The sequence below is a fragment of the Bradyrhizobium manausense genome (assembly GCF_001440035.1).
GTDB lineage: Bacteria > Pseudomonadota > Alphaproteobacteria > Rhizobiales > Xanthobacteraceae > Bradyrhizobium > Bradyrhizobium manausense.
In genome coordinates this window covers 17,275-35,635 of sequence record NZ_LJYG01000043.1, presented here as the reverse complement: position 1 = coordinate 35,635, position 18,361 = coordinate 17,275, and the positions used below count along the sequence as shown (strand labels likewise).

Annotated in this window: 17 protein-coding genes and 2 pseudogenes; 15 read left to right on the top strand and 4 right to left on the bottom strand. The window is 64.3% G+C overall.

The window, feature by feature from the left end:
- The first annotated feature begins 197 nt into the window (after positions 1–197).
- The 11 genes and pseudogenes from AOQ71_RS09360 (at position 198) to aat (ending at position 10,264) form a co-directional block, all read left to right on the top strand.
- Positions 198–1,592, top strand: a complete 1,395-nt coding sequence (locus AOQ71_RS09360; protein WP_057744895.1) for a M48 family metalloprotease — start codon at positions 198–200, stop codon at positions 1,590–1,592.
- Positions 1,593–1,785: 193 nt separating this feature from the next.
- Complete coding sequence (locus AOQ71_RS09355) at positions 1,786–2,553, top strand: DsbA family protein (protein WP_057744892.1); 768 nt, start codon at positions 1,786–1,788, stop codon at positions 2,551–2,553.
- A 309-nt stretch (positions 2,554–2,862) separates the two neighbouring features.
- Positions 2,863–3,699, top strand: a complete 837-nt coding sequence (locus tag AOQ71_RS09350; RefSeq protein WP_057744889.1) for a DUF1236 domain-containing protein — start codon at positions 2,863–2,865, stop codon at positions 3,697–3,699.
- Between the two features lie 226 nt (positions 3,700–3,925).
- Positions 3,926–4,393 (top strand): type II 3-dehydroquinate dehydratase, encoded by a 468-nt coding sequence (aroQ, locus tag AOQ71_RS09345; protein WP_057744886.1) that lies wholly within the window; start codon positions 3,926–3,928, stop codon positions 4,391–4,393.
- Positions 4,394–4,430: 37 nt separating this feature from the next.
- Positions 4,431–4,925 carry an acetyl-CoA carboxylase biotin carboxyl carrier protein gene (gene accB / locus AOQ71_RS09340; RefSeq protein WP_057744883.1) on the top strand — a complete coding sequence of 165 codons (495 nt, stop codon included), beginning with the start codon at positions 4,431–4,433 and terminating at the stop codon, positions 4,923–4,925.
- 81 nt (positions 4,926–5,006) lie between these two features.
- Positions 5,007–6,365, top strand: a complete 1,359-nt coding sequence (gene accC / locus AOQ71_RS09335; protein ID WP_057744880.1) for an acetyl-CoA carboxylase biotin carboxylase subunit — start codon at positions 5,007–5,009, stop codon at positions 6,363–6,365.
- A gap of 102 nt (positions 6,366–6,467) precedes the next feature.
- Positions 6,468–7,985 (top strand): sensor histidine kinase, encoded by a 1,518-nt coding sequence (locus tag AOQ71_RS09330; RefSeq protein ID WP_057744877.1) that lies wholly within the window; start codon positions 6,468–6,470, stop codon positions 7,983–7,985.
- Entirely contained in the window at positions 7,982–8,422 is a 441-nt protein-coding gene (locus AOQ71_RS09325; protein WP_057744874.1) for a response regulator, read from the top strand. The genes AOQ71_RS09330 and AOQ71_RS09325 overlap by 4 nt, the downstream gene beginning before the upstream one ends.
- Positions 8,419–9,179, top strand: a pseudogene (locus AOQ71_RS09320) (histidine kinase dimerization/phosphoacceptor domain -containing protein); the annotation flags it as partial. The gene AOQ71_RS09325 and the pseudogene AOQ71_RS09320, both read left to right, overlap by 4 nt.
- Position 9,180: 1 nt before the next feature.
- Positions 9,181–9,531 (top strand): ATP-binding protein (locus AOQ71_RS47535; RefSeq protein ID WP_245316821.1); only part of this gene is annotated, 351 nt, incomplete at its 5' end.
- Positions 9,532–9,583: 52 nt separating this feature from the next.
- Entirely contained in the window at positions 9,584–10,264 is a 681-nt protein-coding gene (gene aat, locus AOQ71_RS09315; RefSeq protein ID WP_057744868.1) for a leucyl/phenylalanyl-tRNA--protein transferase, read from the top strand.
- A gap of 38 nt (positions 10,265–10,302) precedes the next feature.
- Here aat and AOQ71_RS09310 read toward each other — a convergent pair whose 3' ends face one another.
- On the bottom strand, positions 10,303–11,355 hold the full coding sequence (locus tag AOQ71_RS09310; protein ID WP_057744865.1) for a DUF2155 domain-containing protein: 1,053 nt from the start codon (positions 11,353–11,355) through the stop codon (positions 10,303–10,305).
- Positions 11,356–11,553: 198 nt separating this feature from the next.
- On the opposite strand from AOQ71_RS09310, the gene AOQ71_RS09305 reads away from it, so the two are divergent.
- Positions 11,554–12,501: an alpha/beta hydrolase gene (locus tag AOQ71_RS09305; protein ID WP_057744863.1), complete on the top strand. Its 948-nt coding sequence runs from the start codon at positions 11,554–11,556 to the stop codon at positions 12,499–12,501.
- A 16-nt stretch (positions 12,502–12,517) separates the two neighbouring features.
- Positions 12,518–13,525, top strand: coding sequence for a hypothetical protein (locus AOQ71_RS09300; RefSeq protein ID WP_057744860.1), 1,008 nt, complete (start codon positions 12,518–12,520; stop codon positions 13,523–13,525).
- 28 nt (positions 13,526–13,553) lie between these two features.
- On the opposite strand, the gene AOQ71_RS09295 is transcribed toward AOQ71_RS09300, so the two are convergent.
- Positions 13,554–14,468: a LysR family transcriptional regulator gene (locus AOQ71_RS09295; protein ID WP_283809587.1), complete on the bottom strand. Its 915-nt coding sequence runs from the start codon at positions 14,466–14,468 to the stop codon at positions 13,554–13,556.
- Between the two features lie 102 nt (positions 14,469–14,570).
- Between AOQ71_RS09295 and bla the strand changes: the two genes are divergently transcribed.
- The gene (gene bla / locus AOQ71_RS09290) at positions 14,571–15,455 is read left to right on the top strand and encodes a class A beta-lactamase (RefSeq protein WP_057744857.1); all 885 of its coding nucleotides are present in this window, start codon (positions 14,571–14,573) and stop codon (positions 15,453–15,455) included.
- Between the two features lie 66 nt (positions 15,456–15,521).
- Here bla and AOQ71_RS09285 read toward each other — a convergent pair whose 3' ends face one another.
- The gene (locus tag AOQ71_RS09285; protein WP_057744853.1) at positions 15,522–17,081 is read right to left on the bottom strand and encodes a winged helix-turn-helix domain-containing tetratricopeptide repeat protein; all 1,560 of its coding nucleotides are present in this window, start codon (positions 17,079–17,081) and stop codon (positions 15,522–15,524) included.
- 159 nt (positions 17,082–17,240) lie between these two features.
- Here AOQ71_RS09285 and AOQ71_RS49665 point away from each other — a divergent pair, with 159 nt between their 5' ends.
- Positions 17,241–17,495 (top strand): DUF1127 domain-containing protein, encoded by a 255-nt coding sequence (locus tag AOQ71_RS49665; RefSeq protein WP_083514081.1) that lies wholly within the window; start codon positions 17,241–17,243, stop codon positions 17,493–17,495.
- Positions 17,496–17,515: 20 nt separating this feature from the next.
- Here AOQ71_RS49665 and AOQ71_RS09280 read toward each other — a convergent pair.
- Positions 17,516–18,361 (bottom strand): annotated as a pseudogene (locus AOQ71_RS09280) (GlxA family transcriptional regulator); the annotation flags it as partial.

Below are 18,361 nucleotides of genomic sequence, written 5' to 3'. Positions count from 1 at the left end.
CTCGAGCCAATGTCCCACCCGGTTCCTTAGTGTCGCATCGTGCATTGATTTCTGCTATTTCGCTGGCAAAACAGGGCGCTTGCGCCCCAGACTAGCCGCATTATACGGCTCATAAGGGCATATCGCGTATCCGGTCCGCCGCCAATCGCCAAAACCAATCACACAACTGCATCCAAATCCGTTTGCAAGCCCGTTTGATGTCGCTCCAGATCGTATTGCGCAAGAAGGCCACCGCCCTCACCGCCCTCGTTACCGCGACTGCAATCGCGCTGCTGCCGGTCCCGGCGGCGCAGGCGCAGGAAGGCCGCGGGCCGCCGACCTTGCGCGACTCGGAAACCGAGCAGCTGCTCCGCGAATATACACGCCCGATCCTGCGCGTCGCCGGTCTGGAGAAGCAGAACATCCAGATGGTGATCATCAACGACAACTCGTTCAACGCGTTCGTCGCCGATGGCCGTCGCATCTTCGTCAATTACGGCGCAATCCTGCAGTCGGAGACGCCGAACCAGCTGATCGGCGTGCTTGCGCACGAGACCGGGCATCTGGCCGGCGGCCATCTGGCCAAGATGCGCGAGCAGCTCGCCAGCGCCCAGACGCAGATGATCATCGCCATGCTGCTCGGCGCCGGCGCCATCGCGGCCGGTGCCCGCGGCGGTGGCAATAATGGGCTCGCCAACGCCGGCGCGGCCGCGGTTGCCGGCCCGCAGGAGATGATCCGCCGCTCGCTGCTGTCCTATCAGCGCCAGCAGGAGGAGAACGCCGACCGCGCCGGCGTGAAGTTCCTGACCGCGACGCAGCAGTCGCCGAAGGGCATGTACGAGACCTTCAAGCGCTTCACCAGCGAAAGCCTGTTCGCGGCGCGCGGCGCAGATCCCTATCTGCAGTCGCACCCGATGCCCGCCGACCGCGTTGCAGCGCTCCAGGAATTTGCCAGCACCAGTCCCTATTGGGACAAGAAGGACGATCCCGCGCTCCAGCTGCGCCATGACATGGTGCGCGCCAAGATCTCCGCCTTCATGGAGCGGCAGGAGGTGGTCTATCGCCGCTACCCCCTGACCAATGACAGCCTGCCGGCGCGCTATGCCCGCGCCATCAGCACCTATCTGCATGGTGACTTGCGCAGTGCCCTCGCCCAGATCGATGCCCTGATTGCGGTGCAGCCCAACAACCCGTACTTCTACGAGGTGCGCGGCCAAGCCCTTCTGGAGAGCGGCAAGCCCGCCGATGCGATTGCCCCCCTGCGCAAGGCCGTCGCACTTTCGAACAATTCGGCCCTCATCGAGATGTTACTTGGGCAGGCTCTGGTTGGAACCGATAATAAGGCCTACACGGACGACGCCATCAAGATTCTCCGTGCAGCGGTGGCGCGCGAGCCCGAGGCGCCGATCGGCTACACCCAGCTTGCGATGGCCTATGGCCGGAAGGCAGACTATGCCGAGGCGGATCTCGCCTCTGCCCAGGCCGCTTATCTGCGCGGCGACAACAAGACCGCTCGCGAGCTTGCCACGCGCGCGAAAACCCGTTTCGCCGTCGGCACGCCCGGATGGGTCAAGGCCGACGACATCGTGGCGTCGAAACCGCCGCGTAACTAAAGCGTTTTCAAGCGAAGCGGATACCGGTTCGCGCCAGGAAAACGCGTCAAAGCAAAAAGCTGGAGCCCCGTTCCGACCTCGTCGGATCGGGGCTCCAGACCGAAGCCTGAACTGCTCATTTGACGTCACGACACCACGACTAAGTCCGCCGGGACGTTGTTTCAAAACCTGCTCTGGATAAGAGGATTTGCCAATGCCTTCGCTGCGCCTGCTTGCTTCCGCGCTCATTGCGCTCGCCTTCGTCGGCGCAACGGGACCGGCTTCGGCCGAGAGCTTCTCGGATGCCCAGCGCACCGACATCGAGGCCATCATCAAGAACTACCTCGTCAGCCATCCTGAGGTGCTCGAGGAGGCCATGACGGAGCTCAGCAAGCGGCAGGCCGCGGCAGAGACCGAGAAGCACGAAGCCAGCATCGCGCAGAACTCGGATGCGATCTTCAACTCGCCGCGTCAGGTCGTGCTCGGCAACAAGGACGGCGACGTCACCTTCGTTGAGTTCTTCGATTACAATTGCGGCTATTGCAAACGCGCGATGAGCGACATGCTCGACCTGATGAAGTCCGATTCCAAGCTGAAGGTGGTGCTGAAGGAGTTTCCGGTGCTGAGCCAGGGCTCGGTCGAGGCCGCCCAGGTCGCGGTCGCAGTGCGCATGCAGGATCCCACCGGCAAGAAATATCTCGACTTCCACCAGAAGCTGCTCGGCGGTCGCGGCGCGGCCGACAAGGCGCGCGCCATGCAGGCGGCCAAGGAAGCCGGCCTCGACACCGCGAGGATCGAGAAGGACATCGCCAGCCCCGAGGTGCGCTCCACCATCGAGGAGAATTTCAAGCTCGCCGAGACGATGGGCATGAACGGCACGCCGAGCTACGTGATCGGCAAGCAGATCGTGGTCGGCGCCATCGGCCTCGAGGGGCTCAAGGAAAAGATCGGCGTGGCCCGCTGCGGCAAGGCGACTTGCTAAAGCATGATCCGGAAAAGTGGGAAGCGGTTTTCCGAAAAGATCATGCTCAAACCAAGAGCTAAAGCGCGATGACGATTCAGCCCAATCTCATCGCGCTTTCGCGAGACGTTTCACCACTGGCGGACGGAACGAGGCCGGCTGAAAAGCCGGCCTTTTTCGCATGCCGAAAACCGGCGCGAATCCGGCACGGATGTTCATCTCGCGTTTAAGAAACAAATGCCGGGGAACAGCAGATGTTCCGGAACAAGTGACACCTCCTCTCGTTGTCGGCGCGGGCAATGACGCAAAGAAACACGTGAGGAGAATACGATGTTGAACCGCTTTATGATCTCGGTTGCCGCACTCGCGCTGATCGCGGGCACCGGTCTGGCGAACGCACAAGGCACGATGAAGAATGACAGCGGCGCCGGTGCGAAGCCGATGGAGCACTCGCAGTCTTCGGGCGGCGCCACCGAGCGCGGCAAGGAATCGGCAAGTCCGCAGAAGGGCACGGTGGGTCAGGCCGGTGGCTCCATGAAGCAAGGCGAAGAGAAATCGTCTGGCGCGATGGAGAAGTCCGGCACCGCGGAGAAATCCGGCGGCGCGATGAACAAGAACGCGGCCGAGGAGAAGGCCGGGGCGACGAAGGGTGAACACGCCCAGAGCGCGCAGGACAAGTCCACGCAGGACAAGTCCAAGAGCATGAGCCAGGACACCAGCAAGTCCGGCGCCCAGAAAGACATGAAGGCTGAGGGCACCAAGAGCGGCACCTCGACCAACAATGCCGAGAACCAGAAGGGCACCACGAGCACCAACCAGAAGGCCCAGGGTCAGACCAGCCCCGGCGCTAACCAGAACGCGCAGGGCCAGAGCAGCACCAACACGACGGTCGGCCAGGCCGGCGCCGGCGCCAAGCTCTCGACCGAGCAGCGCACCCAGATCACCTCGGCGATCCGCGAGGAGCACATCGCTCCCGTGAGCAACGTGAACTTCTCGATCTCGGTCGGTACCCGGATTCCGCGCGAGGGCATCGAGCTGCACGCCCTGCCCTCGCGGGTCGTGACGATCTATCCGGAGTGGCGGACCTACAAGTACGTCCTGGTGAAGGATGAGATCGTGATCATCAATCCGGACACCTACGAGATCGTGGCTGTCCTGAACGTCTAAGGCCGGAAGACGGCAACCTCAGGGGCGGGCAGCGATGCCCGCCCCTTTTGCATTGGGCCGGCAGCCATGCTTGGAACTGGTTAGCAAGCAATTTCCGTAGTTTCCGCACAGGTTTTTGCACGCTGGATGAGGTGCCTGAACCGGCCCGGGAAGCCCTTGAAGGCTTCCCCTCACGCACTTTGTTACCTATAACCCCCGCCACGCCGAAACACCTTTCCGGGACAGAATGGCCGAATCAGCGACCGACACGATCCTCGTTCTCAACGGGCGGAACCTCAATGTGTTGGGGACGCGGGAGCCGGAGACGTATGGCCATGCCACGCTGGCCGAGGTCGAGAAACTGTGCCGGGAGACCGCGGCGAGCTTCGGCATCAAGGCCGACTGCCGGCAGTCCAACCGCGAAGGCGAGCTGATCGACTTCATCCACGAGGCACATGGGCGCAAGACGAAGGGCATCATCATCAACGCCGGGGGCTATTCGCACGGCTCGATCGCACTGCACGACGCGCTGCTCGCCGTGCAGATCCCGACGGTCGAAGTGCACGTGACCAACATCCACGCCCGCGGCGGCTTCCGTCACCACTCCTACACCGCGCGCGCGGCCTTGGCCTCGCTCTGCGGCTTCGGAATCGAGGGCTACCGCCTCGCTATCCAGGGGCTTGCCGCCAAGCTCGGCACCACGCCCAAAGCCTGACGCTCTCTCTTCACCCAGAACATTCGGATCAAAGAACATGGCGCGCCAGCCAGACGACAAAGCAGCCGCAAAGTTTTCCAGCGACGATTCCGCGCTCGTCCGCGAGCTCGCTCTGCTGCTCGATGAGACCAGCCTCACCGAGATCGAGATCGAGCGCGCCGGCCTGCGCCTGCGCGTCGCCCGCAACATCAGCGTCGCCGCGACCATGCCGATGCCGGTTGCGGCCGCAGCCCCCGGGGTCGCCGCAGCTCCCGCCGCCGCGGCTGCGGCCTCAGGCGTCGCAGACGTCTCCAAGCATCCAGGCGCGGTGACCTCGCCGATGGTGGGGACCGCCTATTGGGCGCCGGAGCCCGGCGCCAAGCCGTTCGTCGAGGTCGGCTCCAAGGTCTCGGTCGGCCAGACCCTGCTGATCATCGAGGCGATGAAGACCATGAACCAGATCCCCTCGACCCGATCAGGCACCGTGACGCAGATCCTGGTCGAAGACGGCCAGCCGGTCGAGTTCGGCGAGCCGCTCGTCATCATAGAATAACGCGAATGGCGAATTGCGAATAGCGAATGGCGCCAGCCCTCCCTACTCGCCTTCGCCGCTCGCCATTCGCTGCAGGACAACATGTTCGACAAGATCCTCATAGCCAATCGCGGCGAGATCGCCCTTCGCATCCTGCGGGCCTGCAAGGAGCTCGGGATTGCGACCGTTGCCGTGCACTCCACCGCCGACGCCGACGCCATGCATGTGCGCCTGTCGGACGAGAGCGTCTGCATCGGGCCGCCGCCGTCGAAGGACAGCTATCTCAACATTCCCGCGCTGCTCGCGGCCTGCGAGATTACGGGCGCGGACGCCGTGCATCCCGGCTACGGCTTCCTGTCGGAGAACGCGCGCTTCGCCGAGATCCTTACCGAGCACAACCTGCAATTCATCGGCCCCAAGGCCGAGCATATCCGCCTGATGGGCGACAAGATCGAGGCCAAGAAGACCGCCAAGCGGCTCGGCATTCCCGTGGTGCCCGGCTCCGACGGCGCGGTCGGTCCCAACGACGACGCGATGGCGATCGCCAGGAAGATCGGCTTCCCCGTGCTGGTGAAGGCGGCCGCCGGCGGCGGTGGCCGCGGCATGAAGGTCGCACAGAGCGAAGCGGATCTGCAGATTGCGCTGTCGACGGCGGCCAACGAAGCGAAATCCGCGTTCGGCGACGCCTCGGTCTACCTGGAAAAATACCTGCAGAAGCCGCGCCACATCGAGATCCAGATTCTCGGCGACGGCCGCGGCGGCGCGATCCATCTCGGCGAGCGCGACTGCTCGCTCCAGCGCCGTCACCAGAAGGTCTGGGAGGAAGGCCCCTCGCCCGTGCTGGCTGCGGCGGCGCGCGCCAAGATCGGTGAGACCTGCGCCAAGGCGATGCGCGAGATGAAATATCTCGGCGTCGGCACCATCGAGTTCCTCTACGAGGACGGCGAGTTCTACTTCATCGAGATGAACACGCGCATCCAGGTCGAGCATCCCGTCACCGAGAGCATCACCGACATCGATCTCGTGCTGGAGCAGATCCGCATCGCCGCCGGCGGCGAGCTGCCGGCCAGGCAGGACGAGATCCAGATCATCGGCCACGCCATCGAATGCCGCATCAATGCAGAGAACCCGCAGACCTTCCGCCCTTCGCCCGGCCGGATTCTCCAGTATCACCCGCCCGGCGGCCTCGGCGTGCGCATCGATTCCGCGGTCTATCAGGGCTACCAGATCCCGCCTTATTACGATTCTCTCGTCGGCAAGCTGATCGTCCACGGCAAGACCCGCGCCGAATGCCTGATGCGCCTGCGCCGTGCGCTGGACGAGATGGTGGTCGAGGGCATCGAGACCACGCTCCCGCTGTTCCGCGATCTGGTCCGCCAGGATGACATCATCAACGGCGACTACCACATCCACTGGCTGGAACAGTACCTCGCCGGCAAGTCGGAACCATCAGCGAAATAATCGTCACCCAGGTCGGGAACCGCTTGGCCCCCATCGCGTTCTGGACGGTGGGCAGTTCCAAGGGGGCGTTTTGACTTCCAGATATGATCGAGCGAGATCGTCGTGACCGCCGAGGGGCGGCGACGTCGCGCATTTGGGCAGATCCTGCTGTTCGCAGCCGGCCTCGTCGTGCTGACCGCGATCAGCGCAGGCTCGGTCTATCTGGTCAACGAGGCGCGCAACGACAGCAAATGGGTGGTTCACACCATCGAGGTGGAGAACCAGGTCAATGCATTGCTGCTCGAGGTCCGCCGTGCCGAGAGCGGCGCGCGTGGCTACCTGCTGACGCGGGAGGCGGGTTTCCGGACCGATCACGAAAAGGCCGTCGCCGCGATCATCCCTGCGCTCGACAGGCTGACGCGCCTGATCGGCGACAATCCGGCACAACGCCAGAATATCGAGCAGCTCAGTGCCGCGATCGAAACCCGCCTCGGCCAGTTCGCGCGCGAGATCGATTTCGTGGGCCAGGGTCAGCCGGAGAAGGCCACGGCGCTCGTCAGCGAAGCCGCCAGCGCCGGCACCACGATTGCCATCGGCAGCGCCGGGAGCGCGATGATCCGCGAGGAGGAGCGGCTGTTCCAGCTCCGCACGGCCAACGCCGACCGCAGCCAGACGCTGGCTGCCTCCCTCACCGGTATCGGTTCCGGCCTCGTGGTGGTCCTCGCCCTGATCTCGATCTGGCTGGTGCGGCGTTCGGCGCGCATCCGCGACGAGGCCGAGGCACAGCTGCGCGATGCCAACGTCAACCTGGAGGCCACCATAGACGAACGCACGGCAGACCTGCGTGAAGCCAACGACGAGATCCAGCGCTTTGCCTATATCGTCAGCCATGACCTGCGCTCGCCGCTGGTCAACATCATGGGCTTCACCAGCGAGCTCGAAGAATTGGGCAAGGACATCTTCCGACGGATCGGAGCGCTTACGCGTGTGCCGGCCGGCGGTCCACCGGTCGAGGCCGCAGAGATTCCGCTCGATGACGCCGACAAGCAGCTGTCGGCGGATTTTTCCGAAGCGCTCGGCTTCATTAAATCTTCGATCGCCCGGATGGACCGGCTGATCTCGGCGATCCTCAACCTCACCCGCGAGGGCCGGCGCGAGTTTCAGCCGGAGCGGATCGACACCCGCGACTTCATCGAGGCCATCGTCTCCTCGCTGGCGCACCAGGCGGCCGAAGCGCAGGCCGAGATCCACATCGAGCCGTTGCCGAATATTGTCAGCGACCGCCTTGCACTGGAGCAGATTTTCTCCAATCTGATCGATAACGCGATCAAGTACCTCAAGACCGGGGTCCCCGGCGAGATCAGAATTCGCGGGCGCACCAAGCTTGGCTACGCTATCTTCGACATCAGCGATAATGGCCGTGGCATCGATCCAAGGGATCATCAGCGGATTTTCGACCTGTTCCGGCGTGCTGGAACCCAGGACAAGCCCGGTCAGGGCATCGGTCTTGCCCATGTACGTGCACTTGTGCGCCGCCTCGGCGGCACCATGTCGGTATCGTCGGAACTGAATGCGGGCAGCACGTTCACGATCACGCTGCCCATCAATTGGAACGCCAGCAACCGGAACGCGGACCGATGACAATGCCCGTCACCATCATCATGATCGAGGACGACGAGGGCCACGCCAGGCTGATCGAGCGCAATATCCGCCGTTCCGGCGTCAACAACGAGATCCTCTCCTTCACCAACGGCAACTCGGCGATGAAGCATCTGTTCGGCCCGGACGGAACCGGGCTCGCTCAGAAGGGCAACGCGCTGCTGATCCTGCTCGACCTCAACCTGCCCGACATGAGCGGCATCGACATCCTGAAGCAGATCAAGGAAAACAAATATCTCAAGGCCTCACCCGTGGTGGTGCTCACCACCACCGACGACAGCCAGGAGATCAAGCGCTGCTACGAGCTCGGCTGCAACGTCTACATCACCAAGCCCGTCAATTACGAGAATTTCGCCAATGCCATCCGGCAGCTCGGCCTGTTCTTCTCGGTCATCCAGGTCCCGCCCGCCGCTTCATGACCCAACACCGCACACCCACACTGCTCTATATCGATGACGACGACGCACTGGCGCGCCTGGTCGATCGCGGCCTGACTCGGCGCGGCTACAAGGTCGTCCATGCCGCCAGCGGCGAGGAAGGCCTCGAGCGGATCCGCAACGCCAGCACTCAGGGCTGCATCGATGTCGTGGCGCTCGACCAATACATGCCGGGTCTCGACGGGCTCGAGACGCTCGAGCAGATCATGGCGATCCCGGACGCCCCGCCCGTGGTCTTCGTCACCGCCTCGCAGGATTCCAGCATCGCCGTGACCGCGCTGAAAGCAGGCGCGGCCGACTATCTGGTCAAGGACGTCAAGGGCGACTTCATCCCGCTGCTGCATGTCGCGGCCGAAGGCGCGCTGCGCCAGGCCGAGCTGCAGCGCGCGCGTGAGGAAGCCGAGGCCGAGATCCACGCCTCGCGCGACCGCTACGCCGCGCTTGCCGCCGAACGCGAGCTGCTCTTGCGCGAGGTCAATCACCGCGTCGGCAATTCGCTCCAGATCATCGCTTCGCTGCTGCACCTGCAGGCGAGCTCCGCCGCACAGGACGAGGTCAAGGCCGCCCTCACCAATGCGATGGGCCGCGTTGCCGCCGTCGCCCAGGTGCACCGCCGCCTCTACACCTCGCAGGATCTGAAGAGCGTGATGCTCAACCAATATCTCGACTCCCTGCTCGAGGACCTCCGCCGCTCCGCCGAAGGCAACCGGATGTCGCGCCTGACGGTGAAGGCCGAGCCNCCGATCGAGATCGACCCCGACCGCGCCGTCGCCGTCGGTATCATCGTCAACGAGCTGGTGATGAACGCTGTGAAATACGCCTATCCCGATGGCGCCGGGCCCATTCACGTCGAGCTGACCTCGCAAGGCGAGGATCTCCTGCTGTCCATCACCGACGACGGCGTCGGTGACAACGTCAAGGCCGATCCGCGCTCCACCGGCATGGGCCAGCGCATCGTCGCCGCCATGGCTTCCAAGCTCGATGCCACCGTCGAGCGCGATCCGAACCATTCCGGGACCCGCATCCTCCTCCGGTTCCGCCGCACCCCCGCCGTATCAGGCCAGGCGAACAGCGCCGCGGCGGCAAGCTGATCCCGGCCCCGCCCCATCGCACCGGCATCGCGATCCTGCTATTGTAGCGATCATGACTTCCCGCGACTCCGCCTCATCTGAAATCACACCCGCCGTGCTGCTGCGCGCCTATGCCTGCGGCATCTTTCCGATGGCCGAGAGCGCGGACGATCCGACCCTGTTCTGGGTCGAGCCGGAAATGCGCGGCGTGATCCCGCTCGATGGCTTTCGCGTCGCCTCGCGCCTGGCGCGCACCGTGCGCTCGGACGCGTTCCGCGTCACCGTCAACACCGCGTTCAAGGCGACCATCGCCGGCTGCGCGGCGCCGCAGTCAGGGCGCGAGGACACCTGGATCAACAAGCGCATCCGCGACCTCTATGGCGGCCTCTACGAGCTCGGCCATTGCCACAGCGTCGAGGCCTGGCAGGGCGACGATCTCGTCGGCGGCCTCTACGGCGTGAGCCTCGGGCGCGCCTTCTTCGGCGAGAGCATGTTCCACACCGCGCGCGATGCCTCCAAGGTTGCGCTGGTGCATCTGGTCGCGCGGCTGATCCATGGCGGCTTCGAGCTGCTCGACACCCAATATGTCACCGAGCATCTGAAGAGTTTTGGTGCTACCGAAATCTCGCGGCGGCGCTACACCGCGCTGCTCGACAAGGCGCTCACCGGCGAGCCCGGCGATTTCCTGCGACTGTCGTCAGGCGATGCGATCCCGGGCGCACGCGCGCTCGAGATCATCGCTTCGCGGCAGTAGATCAGCCTTACCGGCTGCCAAACCCTGGCGGATTTGGCCTAGCGGCCAAACCCGGGAATACCGAACAGACCGGGTCGCTGCTCCGGCGGCGGAGGTGGCGGCGGGGCCGCCTGCGGCGGTGGCGGCAGAGGCTGCGGCGGACGCTGCTGCACGGCCTGCTTGGGCGCGGCCTTCTTCTGCGCCGCTGGCGGTGGTGGGGGCGCGGCCGGCTTGGTTGCGGGATCCGGCGCTGCGGTCGCAATGGTCTGCTGCGGCTCTTTGCAGTCGGTCAGCCAGATGTCGTAGATCGGGTGCTCGACGCCGTGCAGGCCGGGGCTTGCCGCATACATCCAGCCGGAGAAGATCCGCTTCACCTCGCCCTGCAAGGTGATCTCGTCGACCTCGACGAAGGCGTCGGTGTTGGCGGCCTCGGTCGCGGGGCGCGTGTAGCAGGCATCGGTCTTCACCCTGAGCGCGCCGAATTGCACGGTCTCGCCGATATCCTCGTCGAAATTGATGATGCGGCCGGTGATCTTGTCGAGGCCGGAGAAGGTCGCCTTCTTGTTCACGATCTTCTGGGCCGGCGGCTCGGTGACGACCTCGTCGCCCGGCTGCAGGCTCGCCGGTGCCTGCGGCACGGCGCCCTGCTGGGTCCCGCCCTTCTGCTGCGGCTGGCGCTGACCAGGAACAGCACCGGGAGCTGCGCCCGGCTGGGCCGGCCCGCCCGGGGGCGCAACCGCCACGGCCGGCGGCTGGTTCTGCGGCGCGATGCTGGTGCCCGGCGGCGGCGCCAGCGGCTGGGTTTCGACCGGTCCGGGCATGGCATTGCCCTGGCGCGGCATCGGGCGCGACGGCAGCACACGGCCCTGCGGCGGCAGCTCAGGCACCTCTTCGTCGTCGTCGGGGGTCGGGGCCGGCTGCGGCTGTCCGCCACGGGGAATGGTCCCCGGCGGGCGCAGCGGCGGCGGATCGGAGAAGATCGTGCCGATCTGCGCCTGCACCGGCGTTGCAACCGTCAGCGCGCTGGCAGCCAGCAGCGCCGCAAGGCCTGTCAGGGTAAAAGTTTTGAACATCTCGCGCGGCTTCAACAGCGAATCGGGCTTGTTGGACATTCTACAGGGGATACCGCCGCTCGCAGGCCAACCGGTTAACACGGCGAATACGGCGGGGAAAGGGCGGCATTCCTGCCCTGCCGGCCACCCGCTGGCCATCCCGGCCCCTGGATGGGATAGTTGGAGGCCTCTCCCCGGGGGCCGAAGCGGGCATTGCCCCCCGTTCAACGATAACCAGAAACCACCGAGGTCGCCCCCATGCCCGTCGTGCTCGATCCCGATGCCGCCGCCGTCTACCGAGCCTTCCAGGAGGCTGGCCGCCCTCCCTATGAGACGCTGCCCCCTGCGGAAGCGCGCGACGATTACCTCCGGGCCCGGTTTGCCACCAACCCCGAGCCGCCCGAACTGGCCCGCGTCGCGCCGCTGTCGATCCCGGCACCCCACGGCGCAATCCCGGCACGGATCTACGTGCCGAAACAGCCGCGTCTCAAGGATGGGCTGGCGCCCGCGCTGGTGTTCTTCCACGGCGGCGGCTGGGTGATCGGCGATCTCGACAGCCACGACGTCGTCTGCCGGCAGCTCGCCGACGCAGGCGCGCTGATCGTGATCGCGATCGACTACCGCCTTGCGCCCGAGCATAAGTTTCCCGCCGCAACCGATGATGCGATTGCCGCGACCAAATGGGTGGCTGCGAATGCGCGCGAGCTCGGCATCGACCCTGCGCGCCTTTCGATTGGTGGCGACAGCGCCGGCGGCAATCTCGCGGCCGTCGTTGCGCTGGCCGCGCGTGATGGCGACGGCCCCAAGCTCGCGGGCCAGGTGCTGATCTATCCCGCCGTCGACTTCGCCATGACGCACGGCTCGCACAGCGAGCCAGAGACCAGCGTGCTGCTGACGCACGCGGTGGTCCGCTGGTTTCGCGACCATTATCTCAACGGCGCCGCCGATATCCATGACTGGCGCGCCTCGCCGGCCCGTGCGACCACGCTCATCGGCTTGCCGCCGGCCTATGTGCTCACCGCCGGCGCCGATCCCCTGCGCGACGAGGGCGAGGAATACGCCGCACGGCTGAAGCAGGTCGGCGTGCCGGTCACCACCAAGCATTATCCCGGCCAATTCCACGGCTTCTTCACCATGGGCAAACTGCTGCAACAGGCCAATGTTGCCGTGAGCGAGATCGGCGCCTGGCTGAAGGCGTTGGGCTGACAACGCCACCATCCTGATGTCATCAGCGCTTCAATCCCTCTTCGCCCTTCCGCTGCGCGGCCTGACCTGGCTCGGCAGCCAGGGCACGCGCGCGGTGGCGGCTGTCGTATTCATCGCCGCAGCCGTGCCGCCGCTCGGCGCGCTGCTGCGTCCCTACGTCACCGAGGCGATCCTCGTCCTGCTCTGCATCTCTTTCATGCGGGTCGATCTCGTGGCGCTCTATGGCCATCTGCGTCGGCCTGCGCTGGTGGCGACCGCCACGGCCTGGACCACGATCGGCGTGCCCGTCATCGTTGGCTTGATCGCGCATGCGACCGGGCTCACCGAGCACGCGCCCGGCCTGTCGCTGGCTCTGATGCTGCAGAGCATGGCCTCGCCGATGATGGCCTCTCCGGCGCTCGCCGCCCTGATGGGCCTCGATGCGACGCTGGTGCTGGTCACGCTGGTGACCGCAACCGCGATCGTGCCGTTCACCGCCTCGCTGTTCGCAAGCCTGTTTCTCGCCGGCATGCTCAGCATTTCCCCACTCACGCTTGGCCTGAAACTGCTCGGCATCCTGGCGGCATCGCTGCTGGGCGCGACCGTCATCCGTCGGCTGTTCGGCACCGAGACGATCCAGCGCTACAAGCAGCCGATCGACGGCTTCAACATCATCATCCTCTTCATCTTCGCGGCCGCCGTGATGGGCGACGTGATCAGCGACCTGATCGCGCGGCCGATCTTCACCATCGGCCTCGCAGCCCTGTCCTTCACGATCTATTTTGCGCTGCTCGCCGTCACGACCTTGCTGTTCCGCCGCATCGGCACCGAGCGCGCGCTGGCGCTCGGGCTGATGGTGTCACAGCGCAATCTCGGCCTGATGCTGGCCGCAACATCAGGCGCGCTGCCGCCGACGACTTGGCTCTATTTCGCGATGACGCAGTTTCCGATTCATCTGGCGCCGTACTTGCTGACACCGATCGCGCGGCGACTGACGGCGCGGGCGGAAACGTCCAGCCCGGTGGCTCCAAGCAGCGCAACTTAAAAGCTGCCGTCCGGAGGGGGCGGAAGCATTATGGATTGCGCGACTTCTTTTTCTTGCACTCCGCCAAGATCCAGTCGTGGAACGCCTTCATCCCATGCGAGAGCCTCTTGGATTTGAGCGACGTGAGCCAATAGGATCCCAGGAAGACTTGGTCGTCATAGGGGCAAACCAGCCGCTTGCGCGATAGATCGTCCGAAAACAGCGCGACCGGCAGGAGCGCGACCCCGGCGCCTTGAGCCGCGGCATGCGCCAGGGAGACCGACGAGTCGAAGGTCGGTCCGGTCATCCGCGGTTGCCTGCATTTGACCGCCTCGAACCATTGGGCCCACTCGCCCGGCCGGTACGAGCGCAACAATACCTCCTTATGGAGGTCGACTGGATCTCTCAGGCGCTTGGCCACATCAGGCGCGCACATCGGTGTGAAATGGGCCTCGACCAGCCGCTCGGCGTTCGTTCCATGCCACGCGCCGTCGCCAAATCGAATGGCGTAGTCCAACCCTTCGCCGCCGAGGTCCACACGGTTGTTGTTCGCAAAGATTCTGACATCGATGTTCGGATGATCAGAGGTGAAGCTCCTGAGACGCGGAAGGAGCCAGCCGGATGCGAACGTTCCGACGACGCCAACTGTCAGCATTTCGCGCATTCGACCGTTCTCGAACCGGTCCAGCACCTGATTGATTCGGCCGAACGCATCCGAGATTGCAGGCTGCAGCGCCTCGCCTTCTTCCGTGAGAGCGAGCCCGCGGGTCAATCGCCGGAAAAGCTTGACGCGCAGGCTCTCTTCCAGAACCCGCACCTGCTGGCTCACGGCCGCCTGCGACACCCGCAGTTCGAGACCGGCCTTGGTGAAGCTGAGATGGCGCGCGGCCGCTTCGAATGAGCGGAGCGCGTTCAGGGGTAGATTGGAAATATTGGCAGGGCGACGGGCCAAGTCCGGATCCAAGTTTTTCCGATCCAAGTTTTACTTATGGATGGCCTTACGAACCGTCGTTTGTCAATCGCCCGGGCGCGACGCAAAACCTTCCCGCATTCAGGGGAGTTCTCGATGCTTACACGACGTCAATTCAGCTCATCCGCATTTGCGATCGCCGGAGGTTTGTTCCTGCCTGATGTTTCGGTTGCCGCGTCAGGTGGAACTGCACCGCTCATCGAGGCGATCAAGCAGCTGGAACAGAAGAGCGGAGGCCGACTCGGCGTCTCCGTGCTCGACACGAATTCCGGCGTTCCCATCCATCACAGGGGAGACGAACGCTTTCCCATGTGCAGCACATTCAAGGTCCTGGCGGCGGCGGCAATATTGAAAGACGTGGGCAGCAAGCTGGAAGGCCTTGAACGGCGCGTTCGTATCGAGCAGGCCGACCTCGTCGAGTACTCGCCGGTCACGAGCAAGCATGTCGGCGGAGAGGGAATGTCGCTTCGCGAACTTTGCGAGGCTGCCATCACCCTGAGCGACAACACGGCCGGCAACGCACTTCTGAAAAACATCGGCGGCCCCGCCGGCTTGACCAGCTTTGCGCGCAGCCTGGGCGACGAGACGACCAGGCTCGACCGGATTGAAACCGAACTGAACGAAGCCGCGCCGGGCGATCCCCGCGACACCACCACGCCGAATGCGATGGCCGCAAATTTCCGGCGTCTGCTGCTCGGTGATGCCCTTGTCCCTGAAGGGCGCGATCAACTGATCAAATGGCTTGTGGCCAACAAGACCGGCGACAGCCGTTTGCGGGCCGGCCTGCCGCAAGGATGGCGTGTGGGCGACAAGACCGGTTCGGGTCAACGCGAGACGGCCAATGACGTCGCGATCGTGTGGCCGCCCGAGCGTTCGCCGATCATCATCGCGGTCTATCTCACCGGCGCATCGCTCGATCCCAACGGACGAAACGATGTGATCGCATCCGTTGGTCGGGAGGTCGGCAAGGCCTTTGGCTGACGATCGTGTGCCCGCCCTCCCCGTGCCGCTGTCGATCCCGGCCCTACGGCGCGGAGATGTGCGGGGCTACTCCGGCAAGCCAGCGGCTCGCAAGGCCGATGCGATCTGCTTGCGCACGTCGTTTGAGCGGAAAGGAACAGCCTGTCGGCCACGCGAAGCGTGGTAGTCCGGCTGAAGTTTCAACAATTGCGCCGCCGCTTCGCGGGCTTCGACAGCATGTCCAGCTCGGACCGAGTTCGCAATATAGGCTTCGAGCATATTCGTATCGGCGGTGAACTGGAATGCCTTCACCGCCAAGGCGCATCCTTCCTCGAAGCGTCCCTGACAAAAATGTGCAAACGAGATTCCCAACCAAGCAGTTGCTCGTAACGGATCAAAAGGACTTAACCTGATCATTCGGTCGAAACTCTCGATGGCGCGTTCTGGTTCACCACACATCAGCGCCACCCATCCCCGGGAGTACCAAGCGATGGCGAGATTTGGGTTGAGAGCGACAGCCTGCTCGACCATCAACAATCCACGATCATATTCCTGCCCAAAGTACGTCAGCACATGGCCGCACCTGGCCAATGTGAAAGCGTCGAAATTTGCCGCTCTTGCACCCAAGCGAGCAAACTGAACCGCATCCGCTCGCATTTCCTCTGTCAGAGGCAAGCCGCTGGTCACTTGCTGCACGAGAAATGTCCACGCAGCCATGGCAAATGCTGCGGCGTATTCTTCGTCTCGTTCAAACGCTTCCTTAAAGAAGGCCCGCGCAAGAGGTTGCGCCCTCCGACTTGTCCCCAGCGCCATACCCCGCAAGAAGAAATCGTAGCTGTCCAGCTTTTCGGTAGGTTTCCGTCTCGATCGTTCGATTTCCGCCTGCTCGAGTTTGGGAGCAATCAGCCCAACGACCTTTGCTGTGATTTGGTCTTGCAGACCAAAAACGTCCTCGAGCGCACCATCAAAATGGTCAGCCCACAAATGTCGATCCGTCACAGCCTCTAGAAGCTGCCCGGTAATGCGAACCTTGCTTCCGGCTTTTCTAACGCTTCCCTCTAATACGTAGCGGACGCCGAGTTCTCTACCGACCTGCTTTACGCTGACAACGCGCCCCTTGTAGGTGAAGCTCGTGTTGCGACCAATGACGAACAGCGATTTGAACCGGGACAATGCAGTCGTGATCTCTTCAGTCATGCCATCGGCAAAATACTGCTGCTCGGGATCACCGCTCATATTCTCGAACGGCAGCACCGCGATGGACGGTCTATCGGGAAGCGCGAGAGTGGGTGCTTCCGGTCCTGGCCAGCTCCCAGGGCCTATCGGCTCTCTGGTCTCACTCTCCGCCACGGTTCCGATGAACCGGACGCCCTTGCGCGGCAGGGTCTTGATGAGGCGCTGCTCTTCACCGGAATCGCCGATCGCAATTCGGGCGGCATTCAGGCGGGTCGTCAGCGCAGCGTCGGATACGATGCGGCCCTTCCAAACGGCGTTCACCAGGTCATCCTTGCTGACGACCCGATCCCTGTTTCTGATCAGGTAGTCGAGCAGGTCAAATACCTGGGGTGCGATCGCGATGAGGCTATCCCCGCGATGCAGTTCGCGCCGGTCGGTGTCGAATGCGTACTCTTCGAACAGATAGCGCAAATTCTGATCCGTTGAGTGAGCCGGCCGACCGGAGGTTGGTCCCGGCGAAAACCGCAAGAATAAGCTGCTGAAAAGGAAAATGTAAGCTGCCGGTCAAGCGCGGCTGGATCTCCCCTGGCAATCTCGTGCGGGTGCGGATCTTCCAGAGGAGACAGGGCAATGAGCACGATCGACAGCACCAGCTGGCTCGAAAGAACCTCCGCATCAACGCGGTGTGTCTGCAGCCTTTTCTGGGGGTGCTGGGATGCCTTCCAAGAATGGAGTGATAAGCAGAAATTACACGCTACGTTGTCTAACTTGAGTGATAGGGAGTTGATGGACATCGGCACTTCGCGCGGCGAGATCGACTACGTCGTCTCAAACAGCGACATCGGCCCGCGAGGCATCCGGAGCCGCGTCCACCCTCTCGTCTGAGGCGCACCCGCCTCCATTGGACCGCTACCCCGCCCGTGCCGCAACGCCTGCGGCGGCTGGCCGAAGGCGCGGATGAAGGCGCGGCGCATGCGCTCGGGGTCGCCGAAACCGGTTGTTTCGGCGACGCGTTCGATCGCCTCGCGCGAGGACTGAACGCGTTCGCGCGCGACCTCGATCCTTAGGCGCTCGATCGCTTTCGATGGCGTCGTGCCGGTCTCGGCGGCAAAGGCGCGGGCGAAATGTCGCGCGCTCATGCCGGCGCGATCGGCGAGGTCTTCCACGGTCAACCTCGCGTCGAGATTTTCCCGCGCCCACGACAACAGCCCACCGAAGCGGCCGTTCGGCGTCTTCAACTCGAGCAGCGACGAGAACTGCGACTGGCCGCCGCTGCGGCGATGGTAGAGCACGAGTTGGCGCGCGGTCGCTTGCGCGATCTCCTCGCCGTGGTCCTCGGTGACCATCGCGAGCGCGAGATCGATGCCGGCGCTGATGCCCGCCGACGTCCAGACGTTGCCGTCACGGGTGAAAATCTGGTCCGGCTCGAACTTCACCTTGGGATAGCGCGCGACGAATTCGCGGGTGCGGCCCCAATGCGTGGTGGCGCGGCGGCCGTCGAGCAGGCCGGCCTCCGCAAGCACATAGGCGCCGGAGCAGACACTGGCGATGCGCACGCCGCGCCTGGCCAGCCGCTGCACGAAGGCGAGCGTCGCAGGACAGCCCGCCGGAGCCGACACGCCCGCGCCGCCGGCCACGACCAGCGTCGTGATCGCGTTCGCAGATTTGAAATCGCGCGCCATCATCTCGACGCCGGAGGACGAGCGCACGGCGCCCGCATTCAGCGCCAGCACCCGCAGCGCCAGCGGCTT